At 72.2% G+C, this 14771-nt stretch carries 16 protein-coding genes; 7 read left to right on the top strand and 9 right to left on the bottom strand.

Features of this window, described 5'->3' with window-relative positions:
- Nucleotides 1–31 precede the first annotated feature (31 nt).
- Nucleotides 32–811 carry an enoyl-CoA hydratase/isomerase family protein gene (locus tag FRCN3DRAFT_RS0214470; protein WP_007507279.1) on the top strand — a complete coding sequence of 260 codons (780 nt, stop codon included), beginning with the start codon at nt 32–34 and terminating at the stop codon, nt 809–811.
- 36 nt (nt 812–847) lie between these two features.
- Complete coding sequence (locus FRCN3DRAFT_RS0214465; RefSeq protein ID WP_007507281.1) at nt 848–1852, top strand: LLM class F420-dependent oxidoreductase; 1005 nt, start codon at nt 848–850, stop codon at nt 1850–1852.
- A 148-nt stretch (nt 1853–2000) separates the two neighbouring features.
- Here FRCN3DRAFT_RS0214465 and FRCN3DRAFT_RS0214460 read toward each other — a convergent pair whose 3' ends face one another.
- Nucleotides 2001–2867, bottom strand: a complete 867-nt coding sequence (locus FRCN3DRAFT_RS0214460) for an SDR family NAD(P)-dependent oxidoreductase (RefSeq protein ID WP_007507282.1) — start codon at nt 2865–2867, stop codon at nt 2001–2003.
- Entirely contained in the window at nt 2864–4363 is a 1500-nt protein-coding gene (locus FRCN3DRAFT_RS0214455; protein ID WP_007507285.1) for an aldehyde dehydrogenase family protein, read from the bottom strand. The genes FRCN3DRAFT_RS0214460 and FRCN3DRAFT_RS0214455 overlap by 4 nt, the downstream gene beginning before the upstream one ends.
- Nucleotides 4364–4616: 253 nt before the next feature.
- On the opposite strand from FRCN3DRAFT_RS0214455, the gene FRCN3DRAFT_RS0214450 reads away from it, so the two are divergent.
- Nucleotides 4617–5693, top strand: a complete 1077-nt coding sequence (locus FRCN3DRAFT_RS0214450; RefSeq protein ID WP_007507287.1) for an amidohydrolase family protein — start codon at nt 4617–4619, stop codon at nt 5691–5693.
- 116 nt (nt 5694–5809) lie between these two features.
- On the top strand, nt 5810–6295 hold the full coding sequence (locus FRCN3DRAFT_RS0214445; protein WP_007507290.1) for a MaoC family dehydratase: 486 nt from the start codon (nt 5810–5812) through the stop codon (nt 6293–6295).
- A gap of 461 nt (nt 6296–6756) precedes the next feature.
- Here FRCN3DRAFT_RS0214445 and FRCN3DRAFT_RS44495 read toward each other — a convergent pair whose 3' ends face one another.
- Both FRCN3DRAFT_RS44495 and FRCN3DRAFT_RS0214430 read right to left on the bottom strand, forming a co-directional pair.
- Nucleotides 6757–7536 carry a phosphotransferase family protein gene (locus tag FRCN3DRAFT_RS44495; RefSeq protein ID WP_007507294.1) on the bottom strand — a complete coding sequence of 260 codons (780 nt, stop codon included), beginning with the start codon at nt 7534–7536 and terminating at the stop codon, nt 6757–6759.
- A gap of 115 nt (nt 7537–7651) precedes the next feature.
- Nucleotides 7652–8125 (bottom strand): glycine-rich domain-containing protein, encoded by a 474-nt coding sequence (locus tag FRCN3DRAFT_RS0214430; RefSeq protein WP_007507296.1) that lies wholly within the window; start codon nt 8123–8125, stop codon nt 7652–7654.
- A gap of 235 nt (nt 8126–8360) precedes the next feature.
- Here FRCN3DRAFT_RS0214430 and FRCN3DRAFT_RS0214425 point away from each other — a divergent pair, with 235 nt between their 5' ends.
- From FRCN3DRAFT_RS0214425 to FRCN3DRAFT_RS0214415, 3 genes are read left to right on the top strand one after another with little or no spacing between them, the layout of a single operon-like run.
- Nucleotides 8361–8594, top strand: a complete 234-nt coding sequence (locus tag FRCN3DRAFT_RS0214425) for a hypothetical protein (RefSeq protein WP_007507297.1) — start codon at nt 8361–8363, stop codon at nt 8592–8594.
- Entirely contained in the window at nt 8549–9100 is a 552-nt protein-coding gene (locus tag FRCN3DRAFT_RS0214420; RefSeq protein WP_007507300.1) for a DUF6879 family protein, read from the top strand. Before FRCN3DRAFT_RS0214425 ends, FRCN3DRAFT_RS0214420 begins: the two co-directional genes overlap by 46 nt.
- Nucleotides 9097–9966: a helix-turn-helix domain-containing protein gene (locus FRCN3DRAFT_RS0214415; protein WP_007507302.1), complete on the top strand. Its 870-nt coding sequence runs from the start codon at nt 9097–9099 to the stop codon at nt 9964–9966. Before FRCN3DRAFT_RS0214420 ends, FRCN3DRAFT_RS0214415 begins: the two co-directional genes overlap by 4 nt.
- Nucleotides 9967–10310: 344 nt before the next feature.
- Here FRCN3DRAFT_RS0214415 and FRCN3DRAFT_RS44490 read toward each other — a convergent pair whose 3' ends face one another.
- From FRCN3DRAFT_RS44490 to FRCN3DRAFT_RS0214390, 5 genes are all read right to left on the bottom strand, one after another.
- Nucleotides 10311–11162, bottom strand: coding sequence for an acyl-CoA thioesterase (locus FRCN3DRAFT_RS44490; protein ID WP_007507304.1), 852 nt, complete (start codon nt 11160–11162; stop codon nt 10311–10313).
- A 111-nt stretch (nt 11163–11273) separates the two neighbouring features.
- Nucleotides 11274–12188: an enoyl-CoA hydratase-related protein gene (locus FRCN3DRAFT_RS0214405; RefSeq protein WP_007507305.1), complete on the bottom strand. Its 915-nt coding sequence runs from the start codon at nt 12186–12188 to the stop codon at nt 11274–11276.
- Nucleotides 12185–13033, bottom strand: coding sequence for an enoyl-CoA hydratase-related protein (locus tag FRCN3DRAFT_RS0214400; protein WP_007507307.1), 849 nt, complete (start codon nt 13031–13033; stop codon nt 12185–12187). Before FRCN3DRAFT_RS0214400 ends, FRCN3DRAFT_RS0214405 begins: the two co-directional genes overlap by 4 nt.
- Nucleotides 13034–13164: 131 nt before the next feature.
- Nucleotides 13165–14316: a thiolase family protein gene (locus FRCN3DRAFT_RS0214395; RefSeq protein ID WP_007507309.1), complete on the bottom strand. Its 1152-nt coding sequence runs from the start codon at nt 14314–14316 to the stop codon at nt 13165–13167.
- Nucleotides 14313–14744, bottom strand: a complete 432-nt coding sequence (locus tag FRCN3DRAFT_RS0214390; RefSeq protein WP_027140577.1) for a Zn-ribbon domain-containing OB-fold protein — start codon at nt 14742–14744, stop codon at nt 14313–14315. The genes FRCN3DRAFT_RS0214395 and FRCN3DRAFT_RS0214390 overlap by 4 nt, the downstream gene beginning before the upstream one ends.
- Between the last annotated feature and the right edge of the window lie 27 nt (nt 14745–14771).

The raw sequence follows: 14771 nt of genomic DNA, 5'->3' as shown, positions 1-14771 counted from the left end.
CAGATCAGGCGCGATCACGATGGAGGTGGCCATGGGCGACGAGGTGCTGTTGCTGGACCGGTCGGGACCGGTCTGGACCGTCACGCTCAACCGGCCCGCGGAGCTGAACTCCTTTGACGCCACGCTGCACCGCGCCTTCAACGACGTGTGGCGCGAGGTCGAGGACAGCCGGGACGTCCGCACGGTCGTGCTGACCGGCGCCGGCCGGGCGTTCTGCGCCGGCGGGAACCTCGACGACTTCCCGCTGCTGCACGCCGATTTCGCGCGTCGCCGCCGCACGATGCGGGACGCGCGGCGGGTCGTCACCGAGATGCTGGACGTCCACGTCCCGGTGGTCGCCGCCGTCAACGGCCCCGCGGTCGGGCTGGGCTGCACGCTGAGCACGCTGTGCGACATCGTCTTCATCGCGGACGACACCTACCTGGCCGACCCGCACGTCGCCGTCGCGCTGGTGGCGGGCGACGGCGGCGCCGTCACCTGGCCGCACCACACCGGCCTGCTCACCGCGAAGCGCTACCTGCTGACCGGCGACCGCATTCCGGCCGCGGAGGCGGTCCGGCTGGGCCTGGCGACGTTCGCGGTCCCCCGGGAGCGCCTGCTGGACGAGGCACGGGCGTTCGCCGAGCGGCTGGCCGCACTGCCCCACCAGGCGGTGCAGGAGACGAAGGCGCTTCTCAACCAGCAACTGCGCGCCTCCTCGGTCGCGGCCCTGGGCTACGGACTCGCGGCCGAGAGCCAGTCACACGACACCGCCGAGTACCTCGCGGTGCCCGACCAGTTCGCCCGTCAGAAGGCCCGCCGGAAGGGCTGACGCGCCCGTCCCGAGGACGCCGACCGAGAGGACCCCATGAAGATCGACGCCAGCCTCGGCAAGGACATCTCGGCCACGAAGGCGGGCGCCCGCACGATCGAGGACACCGGCTATGACGGGATGTGGATCGGCGAGACCAGGCACGACCCGTTCCTGCAGGCCCTGCACGCCGTCGACGCAACCGACGCGGCCACCGTCGGCACGGCCATCGCGATCGCGTTCGCGCGCACCCCGATGACGCTCGCGAACAGCGCGTTCGACCTCGCCCGCTACTCTCGCGGTCGCTTCGTCCTGGGCCTCGGCTCGCAGGTCAGGCCACACATCGAGCGCAGGTTCTCGATGCCGTGGTCGCACCCGGCGCCGCGGATGCGCGAGTTCGTGCTGGCGATGAGGGCGATCTGGGCGGCCTGGCAGGACGGCACCCCGTTGGACTTCCGCGGCGACTTCTACACGCACACGCTGATGACGCCGTTCTTCGCGCCGCCGCCGCACGAGTTCGGGCCCCCGCCCGTGTTTGTCGCCGGCGTCGGGGAGCTCATGACCGAGGTGGCCGGCGAGGTCGCCGACGGGTTCTTCGTGCATCCGTTCACCACCCGGCGCTACCTCGACGAGGTCACCCTCCCCGCGCTGGAACGCGGCCGCGCCAGGACGGGCAGGAGTCTCGAGGGCTTCACCGTCTGTGGGCCGTCCTTCGTCACCGTCGGGCGCGACGAGCGGGAGCTGGCAGTGGCGGTGAAGGGCACGAAGGACCAGATCGCGTTCTACGCCTCGACGCCCGCCTACCGCCCGGTGCTGGACGTACACGGCTGGGGCGACCTGCAGCCCGAACTGACACGGCTGTCCAAGCAGGGACGCTGGTCGAACATGGGCGACCTGATCACCGACGAGATGCTGCACGAGTTCAGCGTCGTGGGGACACCTGCCGACGTCGGCAAGGGTCTACGCGCGAAGCTGACGCGGGTGTCGACCCGCGTCTCCTTCTACGCGACCTACGAGTCGGACCCGGCGGTCTGGCCCGAGGTGCTGTCCGCGCTGCGCTGACACCGGCCACCCAGATGGCCCGCCAGCCAGGTCGCGTGCCTGGCCGGCGGGCCATCTGCCTGCCGGCGGACGGAGAACCCGCCGGCCCCTCGTCCAACCGGCGTGTGTCCGAGGGGCCGGCGGGTGCCGGAGGGACGGGGCGGGCGCGCTAGCGGAGGGCCTCCGGTAGCACGCCGGCCTCACCGCCCAGGTCACCGGGGAAGATGATCGACGTTCGGGCGAGGTTGCCACCGTCGGTGGCTGGCAGGCACACCCCGGACATGTAGGCGGACTCGTCGCTGACCAGGAACAGCGCCACGCCCGCGTTGTCGCGCAGCGACGGTGGCCGGTCGAGCTTGAGCGGGATCGACGTCGCGGTCGGGTCCCAGGGCTGCATCTCCTCGTAGCTCCTGCCGAGCACCTCCGCGTCCGGCGGCATCGAGAAGTTGATGCTCATGCCGTGGGCAGGGCAGAGCGCGTTCGCCCGGATGCCATAGGCGCCGAGCGACAGCGACATGCCCTTGACCAGCCCGTTGACGCCGTGCTTGGCCGCGGCGTAGCCGGGGAAGCCCGGGTAGGCGACGAAGCCGGCCATCGACGAGACCGCCAGGATCGTGCCGCGGCGTTGCCCCTTCATCACCGGCACCGCCGCGCGCGCCGCGAGGAACACCCCGGTCAGGTTCGTGGCGAGCATGGAGGTGAAGCCCTCGATCGAGATGTCCTCGAAGGCCTTCGTGCCGAAGCCCTCCTCGGGCACCCCGGCCGAGCACATGAGGATGTCGAGGCGCCCGTAGGTGTCCACCGCCAGCGCGACCGCGTCGACACACTCCTGCGCCTCGCGTACGTCGGTCTTCGCGCCGACGGCGACGCCGCCGGCCGCCAGGACCTCGGTGACGACGCGGTCGACCCGCGCCGGCACGAGATCGGTGACGACGACGTTCGCTCCCTCGGCCGCGAACAGCAGCGCGGACTCCCGCCCGAGGCCCGAACCGGCGCCGGTGATGAGCGCCGTCCTGCCCGCGAGCCGGCCGCTCACGCCCCGACCCCCGCCGGGAAGGCCGGGCTGGCGATGGTCTTGGCCTGCAGGTACTCGCGGAAACCGTCCTCGCCGTGCTCGCGGCCGACGCCGCTGATGCCGTACCCCCCGAACGGGGTGTCCGGCGACAGGTAGAACGACGGCCCGATATTGACCGTGCCGGCGGCCATCCGGTTCGCCAGCCGCCAGGCCCGCTCCGGGTCGGACGTCTGGATATAGGACGACAGGCCGTAGCGGGAGTTGTTCGCGACGCGGACGGCCTCGTCATCGTCGCCGTCGTAGCGGACGATCGTCAGCACGGGGCCGAAGACCTCGTACTGCGCGATCTCGGAGTCCTCGTGGGCGTCAGCGACGACCGTCGGCTCGTACCAGAAGCCCCTGCCGCCCGTCGGCGACGCGCCGCGCCGCCCGCCGACGGTCACCCGCGCGCCGGCCGCGACCGCCCGGTCCACCAGGCCCTCCATCCGGGCGAGCTGCGCGGCGTTGATGATCGGGCCGACGACGTTGGCCGGGTCGGTGGGGTCGCCCCAGGGCAGCGCCGCGACGGCCGCGGTCACCGCTTCGACGACCTCGTCGTAGCGCGCGGCGTGGACCACCATCCGGGTGGCGAGCGCGCAGCCCTCGCCGCTGTTGGCCATGCACATCCCGACGGATACCGGGATCGCCACGGCGAGGTCGGCGTCGTCGAGGATGATGTTCGCCGATTTGCCGCCGAGCTCGAGGCACACCTTGCGGATGCCCACCGCGGCCCGCTCGTAGATCCGCTGCCCCACCTGGGGTGAGCCGGTGAAGTGGTACATGTCCACCCGCGGGTCGCCGGTGAGCGCCTCACCGGCGGCCGCCTTGTCGCGCGAGCTGATGACGTTGAGCACGCCGGGCGGGATCTCCGTGTGCTCATGCGCCACCTGGGCGATGAGGGCGCCGGTGAGCGGCGTGTCCGGCGCGGTCTTGAGCACGATGGTGTTCCCGGTCGCGAGCGCGTGCTGGATCTTCCAGATGTCGGTCATGAACGGCGCGTTCCACGGCGTGATCGCGCCGACGACGCCGTAGGGCTCATAGCGGACCCGGCGGTTGCTCGGCAGCCCGACGCCCTGGTGGACGCCGACGTCGGTCTCCCAGGGGAACCGGCCGATGAGGTCGTTGAAGAACGTCATGTCCTCGGTCATGACGTCAATGTGGTTGCCGATGTTGGCGACCACGGTGCCGGCCTCCGCCACCTGCAGCCGCCGGGCCGCCGCTGCCTCCTTGCGCAGCCCTTCCTGTAGCTGGCGTAACACCCGCTGACGCAAGGTGTGGTCGCTGGCCCAGGACGTCTCGTCCGCGCCGCGCCGCGCCGCGGCGACGGCGGCGGCGACGTCCTCGGCCTGAGCGTCGGCGGCGGTGCCGACCAGCGTCTCGTCCGCCGGGTTGAGCACGTCGAACCGCCCGCCGGCCGCGGCCTCGCGGAACTGCCCGCCGATGTAGAGCCGGCCCTCGGGCTCTGCGTCCAACGCCATCGCCTTCTCCTCGGGGTCACCTGCCGATGGGTTGTGGGTGCTCGAGACGTCGGCGCCTCGCCCCCACGAACGCTCAATTAGTTCTATAATTTATCTTTAGCTGGCTGGGCGGCAGTATGTCCCCCGCCGCGCGACCCCGTCAAGGCGCCGGCAACCAGCGACCGAGGCACCGGGATCCTGCGGTACGTAACTTTACGATCTTGTGGCATGCGGCTTCACGCTGTGAGGTTGCGCGCCAGAAGGGGAGATCATCATGGGGAAGATCTGGGCGAACTCGGGCGACTCGCACGCGCTGGAGCCGCTGGACCTGTGGGAGCGGGCACTGCCGGCGCGGCTGGCCGAGCGCGCGCCCCGGGTGGAGCGCAGTGACAACCGCGAGACGGTCTACGTGGACGGCCAGATCATGCGCCGCGACCCGCTGTCCTTCGCCGAGGCGATCCGCCCGCCGGGCGCCGAGGACGTCACGATCCGCCTGACCGACCTCGACGACCAGGGGGTCTGGGGCGAGGTCGTGTTCCCCTCCCGCGGCTTCTGGATCCACAACATGACAGACCCGGAGCTGGCCCGGGCGAGCGCGGCGGCCTACAACGACTGGGCCGCGGACACGATCATCGCCGCAAGTCCCCGGCTGGTGCCCGCCGCGATCACGTCCGTGCTGGACACCGACGACGCGGTGGCCGAGCTGGCCCGTGCCCGCGACCGCGGCTTCCAGGCCGTGTACATGCCAGCCACTCCCCCGCCCGACCGGCCCTACAACTCCGAGGTCTGGGAGCCGCTGTGGAGCCTGGCCGAACAGTCGCGGACCCCGCTGTGCTTCCACATCGGCACCGGCATGATGCCCCAGGTCATCTCCCGTGGGCCCGGCGGCAGCGTCATCAACTACGTCGAGACCTTCTTCCCCGGGCAGCGGGTGGTGGCCCACCTGGTCGCCTCGGGCGCGCTTGACCGCCACCCGGGCCTGCGCATCTTCGTCGCCGAGGCCGGCGCCGCGTGGATTCCCGCGCTCGCCGACCGGATGGAGGAGGGCTACCGCCAGCACGACATGTTCGTGCGGCCCAAGCTCTCCCGCTCCCCCCGCGAGATCGTCTACTCGCAGGTCTACACCTCGTTCCAGCATGACCCGAGCGCGCTGCTGGCCGTGAGCGCCCTGGGCTACGACAAGGTCATGTGGGGCAGCGACTACCCGCACCTGGAGGGCACGTTCCCCAACACCCAGAAGGTCCTGCACGAGCTGTTCGACGACGTCGACCCGGCGGTGCGCGACCGGGTCCTGGGTGGCGCGTTCGCCGAGCTGTTCGACGTCCCGCCGATGCCGGTCCAAGCCACCTGAGGCTGGCTTGAGCCGTCGCGAGACTCTAAACCGGCATATTATCTAACCAATAGCTTGGCAGATCCTCCCGGCGTGCGCCGATCGACGCCCGGCCGGGTGCCTCGAAGGGAGCACGCATGACGACGACGGCGCCGACCGACGCCCCGCCGCTGGTGGTCGGGCAGACCTACGAGCAGATGACCGTCGGCACCACGTTCCGCACACCGGCGCGCACGATCACCGAGACCGACCTGGTGCTGTTCCGCCAGCTCGTCGGCGTCACCGAGCCGCTGTTCATGGACTCCGAGCACGCCGCGTCCGCCGGGTACACCGGCCGACTGTGCCCCGGGATGATGGTCTTCTCCTACGCGGAGGGCCTGGTCATCGGGACGAACGTGCTGCACGGCACCGGCATGGCCTTCATGCGGACCGATCTGTCGATCAGCGCGCCGGTCTACGTCGGCGACACTCTGACCGTCGTGGTCGAGGTGACCGAGTCCCGCCCCGCCAGTCGCGGGAACCGTGGCGTCGTCACGACCCGCAACACCGTGCTCAACCAGCGGGGCGAGACCGTCATGACCTACACCCCGGTCCGCCTCATCAAGGGCGACGACGCCGGCTAAAGGGCCGCCGGAGGGGCGAAAATGTTCCACCTCGTGCCTCCTTCGACGGTCTGGTGGTGCGCTCGAGGGCGAGGGGGAAGTGGAGCGGAGGGCGTGGTCGTAGCGGTAGCCGTCGCCGGTGCGGCCGCCCCAGCTGTAGGCGTTGTCGGTGGGGTGGAGGTGGCGGAAGGCATCGACGAGGCGGAAGACTCCCCTCGAGGGATTGGCGGACCCCCAGCGGCTCCGCCCCGGCCAGGGCGGTCAACGTCTTGTTCCGATCCCGCGGCGCCAAAAGCCCGGTCAGATACTCCGGAACCCCCGCCGCTGCGCCACCGCCGAGAACACATCATCGAACCGCGCCGCATACTCCTCCAACGGACCCGGCGCCGGCGGGCAGGCCACCATATTGGTCATCACTGACTCCCTCCCCCCGAGGGCCAGTGAAGGCCTACCCACCACAATCTTGATCCAACGGACTACCGCTAGTGTCCGCGGGTGATCCGGTGCGTGGCCCACGCGAGCCCGGCCGCCGCCGCGACCGCCCGCCGCGCGCGCATCCGGGGCGGGCCGAACCTGGCCTGATGCGCCCAGAACAGCGCGGTGACCGCCCCCAGGCCGGTCACCGCGCGCGCCGGGGCGTCACCCCAGACCGACAACTGGTCCATCAGGGCCTCGGCCTCGGCCGGGGAATGCCCGGCAACGACAAGCCGGGGCGCGAGCAGGGCGGCGTCGACCCACGCGGCGCCACGGCACGCGTGCGACCAGTCGATCACCCGCACGCCGTCGGCGGTGACGACGTAGTTCCCGGGGTGCGGGTCGGCGTGCAGCAGCGACGCGCCCTCCACCGCTCCGAGGTCGAACTGCGTCGCCGCCGCGAGGCCGGAGAACTCCTCGGGGCACCGGCCCAGCAGTTCGCCGGCCTTCTCGTACAGCGCCTTGATCTTCACGACCACACTCGGCGCGCGCTCCCACGGGCTTGGAGTGAGCCGTCCGGCAAGCGTCTCGATCACCCGCCCGACCGCGGCCAGGTCCAGCGAGCCCGGCGCGAGATCCGAGTCCCGGCCGTCGAGGTACTCGAACAGCAGCAGCAACCAGCCCTCGATCTCGGCGGACCACAGCATCCGCGGCACAGGCGTGCCCGGGGGCAGGGCGGCGTTCGCGTCCGCCTCGCGGCGGTAGTGGCCGATGGCCGGGGCGCCGAGCGGCGACGCCTTCACGAACACCGGCCCCGTCTCCGTGTCGAGCCGGGCCGCGACACCCACCGTCAGGCCGTCCGGGGCCGTCGCCGCCGCGCGGACAGGTCCACACCGCCGTTCGACGGCGGCCCGGGCCTTCGCGGGGAGGTCAGCCCATTGGAATCGCAGGGCCGGCTCCTCGTCAGGGACTGTCGTGGCAGGTGGCGTGGCACTGGTGGCAGTTCGTGGTCTGGCACTCGCCGTGCCGACCGGTCCACAGGTCGCGCTCGACGTGGAAGCCGGCCCTCTCGATGGCGGCCACCATATCGGCCACGGTCAGGACGGTGACCCCCCACTCGGACGGGTGCTCGGGAACGTGGTGAAGGAACCGCCCGGCGACCCGGGCGCAGAACTGCGCGTACTCCCGGGTGTGGAGAAGGAACGCATGCCAGCCGACGTCGACCGCGTGGGACGGGGAGAAACGGGAGGGGCTGCCCGCGCAGGCGCCGAGGAACGCCAGCGCCTGGTCGACGATCCGCTCGGCGTCGCTGGTCAACTCGGGGTGGTCCTCGGCGACCTTGGCGGTGAGCCGGCCGAACAGCGTCTCGTCGACGAGCTCGCGGCCACGCCGGACGGCTGGCGGGGTGTCGGTGGACGATGGGGCAAGGGTCGTCAACGGGTCCTCCTGGAAGGGTGGTGCCGACGCCGCCCGGCGTTCGGTCGCTGTTCCGGGCGGCGGCGGGTCTCGGGACGGGCTGTGGCGCGTGTGGCGGAGGCTACGCGCCGGCCACACCCGCCGGGCCTTCAATTCCATCAGAACTGGACTAAGAAACTAGGTCGCCGGGATCTTGCATGTCAAGCTATTCCATCTAAGATGGGCTAACCGATCGTCGCGGACCACAGGAGGACCGATGCGACTCACGCGGATCGCGGGCGAATGCCCGGACGGGCGGACCTGCCCGACGGCCTATGCGACCGACCGCGGCACCGTGGTCATCCAGGGCTACCGCCTTGACGCGGGCACGCTGGCACGGGTACCTCTCGGGGCGGACGAGACGGCCGTCGAGGTTCCGCTGTCGCTGCTGGAGGAGGTCACGCGATGCTCAACGCCGTCGAGCTCGGCGAGTACATCGACGCCCGCCTGACCCACTCGGCGTTCCGGCTCGAGACCCTCGACCACTATGACGACGCCACCGACGGCGCCGACGTCGCCCGCTACCTGCGCGGCGAGCCCGGCCCCGACCTGGCCCGCAAACAGCCCTGGCTCGACCGGCTCCGCCACGAAAAGGAAGCCGGAATCCTCAACCAGCGCGTCCACGTGCTGCGAACGCCGCTCACCGACTACCTTCGCTACGAATGCGAATGGGGCTACCGGCCCAACGCGCGGTTCGAGGACATCCGCGTCCTCGACCTCACCGAAACCCCACCACCGGCCGCCCTGGTCGACCACGACTTCTGGATCGTCGACAACCAGCACGGCCTGCGCATGCACTACGACCCCACCGGACGGTTCGAGGGAGCCGAACCCGTCGACGACGACCAGACCACCGCCTACCGACGATGCCGCGACGCCGCCGTCGCCACCGCCGAACCCTTCCTCGACTGGTGGGCCCGACACCCCGAGGAATGGCGGGCCAACCGCGCCGCATGACCACCCCTGCGCCCGTGCGTGGCCGGGGCCCGGCCGACCGGACCCGCCTCGCCGCCACCCTGCGCGCGGCCCGCCTCGCCGCCGGACTCTCCGGCGCCGAGGCCGGCCGGCGCACCGGCATGTCCCAGTCCAAGATCTCCAAGATCGAGCGGGGGTTTCTCCTCCCCAGCACCGACGACGTCACCGCACTCTGCCACGCCTACAAGCTCGGCACCGACGAACGCGACCACCTTGTCGCCCTCGTCATCGGGCTACGCGACGAGGCCTCCACCAAGGTCATCATGGCCCGCGGCGTCGCCGAGACCCAGCGCCGCATCGGCAACCTCGAGGTCTCCGCCACCCTCGTCCAAGCGTTCCAGCCAACCATGGTGATCGGCCTGCTCCAGACCGCCGCCTACATGCGGTGCGTGTTCGGCACCCCCGACTCCCACGCCCTGTCCAGCGACGAGATCGACGAAGCCGCCCAGGCACGCCTCGCCCGGCAGCGACAACTCGGCGACACCTCGAAACAGTTCGTCCTCGTCATGACCGAGGGCGCGCTGCGCTGGCAGGCAGGCTCGGCCGCGACCATGGCCGAGCAGGTCCACGCCCTTGCCGAGGCGATCGACCGGCCCAACGTGCGCCTCGGAATTATCCCCTGGACCACCCCGGTACGGGTGTTCCCCCGGCACGGCTTCCACCTCTACGACCAGGACGCCGTCATGGTCGGCACCGAGACCGCGACCGCCACCCTCACCGGACCCGCCGACATCGCCACCTACATCGAACTGTTCGAGGCCCTCGTCGACCTCGCCTTCTTCGACGACGCGGCCCGCGACCACCTCGCGCGCATCGCCGCCGACTACGAGCACCTGAACAAGGGCTGACGCGACCTCGGCCAACCGCGGCCTGACCGACGACGCAGCCGCCTACAGTAACCGCGCCTGCAGTGGTAGCCGCACCACATCGACGACCGAGGCACTGCCTCGCATGCTCGATGAGCCGCGCCGCCGGCGCTGGCGCGAGCAACACCCCGGAGTCAAAAGCCTCGGCCGAGGTCAGTGATGGAATCGGCCTGACCGCGGCCTTCTCCGACACGCATAGAAACCTCTCTGGGTGCGGCAGCTGATCCTCGACGATCCCCGAGTTCCGCCCGCAACGCCTCCACGTCGAGCCCGCTGTACTCCCCCACCGAACGGATCCCAGGCCGACTGGTCACCTATCCGCGATCCTATAACGGCGCGGGCGCCGTGGCCTCCCGGCGGCGCAGCAGACCCTCCTGCGCGACGGTGGCGACCAGGGCGCCGCTGCGGTCGAACACCCGGCCCTGCGTCATCGCCCTGCCGTGTCCCGTCCATGGGCTCACCTGCTCGAAGTAGAGCCAGTCGTCGGCCCTGCGGGGCTCGTGGAACCAGATCGCGTGCCCCAGCGTCGTGCCGAAGAACGCGCCCACGCCGGCCAGCACCTCGCCGTGGGGCAGCAGAGCCGCGCTCAGCATGAACAGGTCGGAGGCGTAGGCCAGCGCCGCGGCGTGCAGCAGCTGGTCGTCGCCGAGCGGCCCGCGGCAGCGCAGCCACACCGCGAGGCACGGCGGCTGCGGTCCACGGCGCACCGACAGCGGCGGCGGCTCCGAGAGGAAACGGACGTCGACCGGGTGGCTGCCCAGGAACGCGCGCGCCCAGCGCGCCGGATCCTGGCCCGCGCCGTGGAACCAGCTCTCCGCCGGAGCGAGCGCGTCCGGCGCCGGCGCGTCGGGGGCGGGCACCTGGTGGGCGAGCGCGGTCTCCCCCGCGTGGAACGAGGCCTCCATCCGTAGCAGCACGGCCCCGTTCTGGGTCGTCCGCGCCGCCCGGGAGCTGAAACTGCGCCCGTCCTTGACCCGGTCCACCTCGTGCTCGAGCGGCGACGAGGCCTGTCCTGGGCGCAGGAAGCCCGCGTACAGGCTGTTGACGGCCAGGCCCGGTCCGACGGTGCGGCCGGCGGCCACCAGCGCCTGCGCGAGGAGCAGGCCACCGAAGACCCTGGTGCCCGACTGCGGTGGGCCTCCCGGGCCGGCGAACAGGTCGCCGCCCAGGGGCCGCACGTCCAGCAGCGGGCCCAGGCGGCCAGGATGCTGGGCGGTCAGGGCGCACCTCTTCCACCAGATAGCTGATCGTTCGTCGTGTGGCCGACCGCGGAGCCAGCCGGCCGCGGGTCAGGCCACCGGACGCGGGAACGGCGCCGGCGCGGCGTCGAGGACCGCGGCCGGATCGAAGTCCGCCGGCAGCGGCGGAAAGTCCGGCGGGCGCCGCTCACGGAAGCTCGCGACACCCTCGGCGAGCTCTGGGCGGGCGTTCATGTCGGCCATCGCCGCGAACGAGCGCCGCAGGCCCTCGTTGAAGTCGACGTCCAGGTCGGCGTACACCTGGCGGCGGATCACCGCGAGCGCGGTCGGCGCGCAGTTGACGGCGAGGTCCCGGGCATAGGCGCGCGCGTCGGCGAGTGCCTCGCCGGGCTCGGACAGCCGGCTGACCAGGCCGATCCGGTGGGCCTCCTCGGCGTCGAACGTGCGGGCAGACAGCAGCAGGTCGAGCGCGCGCTCGACGCCCACGAGGCGCGGCAGCACCCACGCCAGGTTGTACTCGGCGGACAGGCCGCGGCGGGCGAACGCGGTCGAGAACCGGGCGCCGCGGGCAGCGAACCGGACGTCGCACTGCAGGGCCTGGATGAGGCCGATCCCGGCGCAGGCACCGTTGATCGCGCCGATCAGCGGCTTCGGGAACAGCCGCGGCGTGTACTGAGGCCGGCGGTCGGCCAGCCGCAGCCCGCCGGTGGCGACCGCGCCGAGCCGGCTCATCGCCAGGCCGGGGCAGAACGTGCGCCCGGCGCCGGTGAGCACGACGACGCGCACGGCCGGGTCGGCCGCGGCGGCGTCGAGGACGGCGAAGTAGGCGTTCTCCATGTCCGGCGACCAGCCGTTGCGGTTCTCGGGGTCGTCCAGGGTCGCGACCGCCACGCCGGCGTCGTCGACCTCGTACCCGACGAGATCCCGCGGCTCCCCAGCCACGGGCTCGGCCACCGCCGACTCGGCCGTCGCGGGCGCGGGCGGGGCCGAGCCGTCCGCGCTCATCGGCCCCGCCCGGCGAGCTCGACCGGCGGATGGTCGACAGGCAGACCCTCGAAGCGGGGCGCCCGGCGCTCCCGGAACGAGGCGACACCCTCGGCATAGTCGGGCCGTTCACGGGCCACGGTCAGTAGCTCGTTCGAGCGCAGCCGCGACTCCTCCAACGTCGAAGTCATGTCGAGCGACAGCTGGTTCTTGACCTGGGCCAGCGCCCAGGGCGCGCAGCCGCGCGCCACGTCGGCGGCCCAGGCGAGCGCGGCCGGCAGCAGGTCGTCGGGCTCGACGCAGCGGTTGGCAAGGCCCAGACGCGCCGCTTCGTCGCCCCGCACCACCCGGCAGGACAACAGCAGATCCGCGGCGTGGCCGGCGCCGACAAGACGGGGCAGCAGCCAGCTGACCGCGTCCTCCGAGGTCAGCGCGAGCCGGGTGAACGACGGCGTCCATTTCGCCCGCGCGGTGGTGAACCGCAGGTCCGCCATCAGTGCCTGCACGAACCCGATACCGGCGCAGGCCCCGTCCACGGCGGCGGCGACGGGCTTGGGCACGGTGCGGGCGTGGGTCTGCGGGCGGCGGGCCGGTCGCTGGTAGGTCGGGTCGGTCGACGCGCGCCGCAGGATGTCCATGTCCATGCCCGGGCAGAACGTGCCGCCGGCGCCGGTGACCACGATGACCCGGACGGCCGGGTCCGCGGCGGCCTCGTCGAGCAGCGCGAAGTAGCGGGTCTCCATGTCGTAACCCCAGGCGTTGCGCCGGCCCGGGCGGTTCAGCGTCAGGACGGCCACCCCGTCCGCCCGGACGTCGTAGAGAACGGTGTCCTCAGGCGCCACCGTCAGCTGGTCGAGCGTGCTCATGCCCTTCCGTTCCCGCCGGCCGGCGCGCCGCTGGCGCCCGGCCGGCCCCTGGGGCGCGGATGCCGGCCGGGCGCGCAGCGAGGGCCGGAGCCGCGCCGATGGCGGACGTGGCCGTCCTCGGTGCGTGCCGTTCAGCGCGACAGGATCGACACCGCCGACGCCCCCGGGGCGCCGTAGAGGTGCGTGTAGCCGACGCGCGGAGTGCCGCCGACCTGGCGGTCGCCGGCGCGGCCCTGGAGCTGCTGGACGATCTCGTACACCTGGCGCAGGCCGGAGGCGCCGATCGGCTCCCCGTTGGCGATCAGGCCGCCGTCGGTGTTGACCGGCAGCCGCCCCGTCAGTTCGGTGGTGCCCTCGGCGACCCACTTCTCCTGCTCGCCGTCCGCGCAGAAGCCGTTCTCGGCCAGGTGGATGACCTCGGAGCCGGCGTCGGTGTCCTGCAGTTGCGCGACGTCGACGTCCCCCGGGCCGATGCCCGCCGCCTCGTAGGCGGCGCGGGACGCGTCGACCGTCGGGCTCGGCGCCGACTCCAGCGGCAGGGACGGGCTCTGCACCTCGAAGGCGCCCGCGCGGCGGCTGCGCAGCTCCGCGGCCCGGACGAACACGGGGGCCGAGGTGTACCGGCGGGCGAGGTCCGCCCGGCACAGCACGACCGCGGCCGCCCCCTCATCGGGGCCACAGAACATGTACCGGGTGAGCGGGTAGTTCACGATCTCGGAGTCGAGGATCTGCTCGGCCGTCATCGGGGTGCGCCGCCAGGCGTGCGGGGTGCGGGCGCCGTTGGCGAAGTTCTTCGCCGCGACCCGGGCCAGCGTCTCGCGGGTGACGCCGTGCTGGTGCATGTACCGGTTGATCTTCGTGCCGAAGAAGTGCGTCGTCAGGAACATCCCGGTCTGGCCGTACCAGGCCGGCAGGCCCATGATCGCCGGATCGCCGGAGAAGGCGCCGCGAGGGTGCTTGTCCATGCCGATCGCCATCGCGACGTCGGCCTCGCCGTAGCGGATGGCCCGCGCGGCCATCTGCAGGGAGGTGCCGCCGGTCGCGCAGCCGTTGAACACGCCACGCACCGGGATGCCGGTCAGGCCCAGCAGCCCGACGATCGCGTCCGGGTTGGACACCTCGTGGCTGCCGACGAACGCGGTCTGGACGTCGGCCCAGTCGGCGCCCGCGTCCGCGAGCGCGGCGCGGGCCGCCTCGGCGCCCATCTCCATGCACGGCTTGGCGCCGTACCGGCCGAACGGGAACAACCCGACCCCGACGATCGCGACGTCCGCCGTGCTCATGCGCTATCCCCCTGTTCCCGCTCGTCCGCTCCGCCCGTCGGCGTGAACGCGAAGGTCAGCACCTCGGTCCCGTCGGGGCGGGTCGTGTAGGGCACGACTGTCAGCTCCATCTCCTGGCCGATCGCGAGCCTCGCCGGGTCGGCCTCGGTGAGGCGGCCCTGGACGAGCAGCTCGCCCGGCAGCTCGACGTAGCCCACCGCGTACGGCACGAACGTCTCCGCCGTGTCGGCACCGTCGTAGGGCGGGGACGGCGGGCGGAACTGCTGGGTGGTGAAGCTCCAGAGCGTGCCGCGGCTGCCGAGCAGGCGCTCCTGCTCGCCGGTGCGGGCCGGGAAGGAGATCACCCCGTCCCGCTCCGAGCCGATCAGCCGGGGTTCGTCGGACGGCCAGGTGAACAAGCCCTCGGCCACCGGTACCTGCGCAACCATAGGTTGGATAATAGCAAGAAGTTAACT

The organism is Pseudofrankia saprophytica, from assembly GCF_000235425.2.
In the GTDB taxonomy this organism is placed as follows: Bacteria; Actinomycetota; Actinomycetes; order Frankiales; family Frankiaceae; genus Pseudofrankia; species Pseudofrankia saprophytica.
This window is presented reverse-complemented; position numbering and strand designations above follow the sequence as displayed.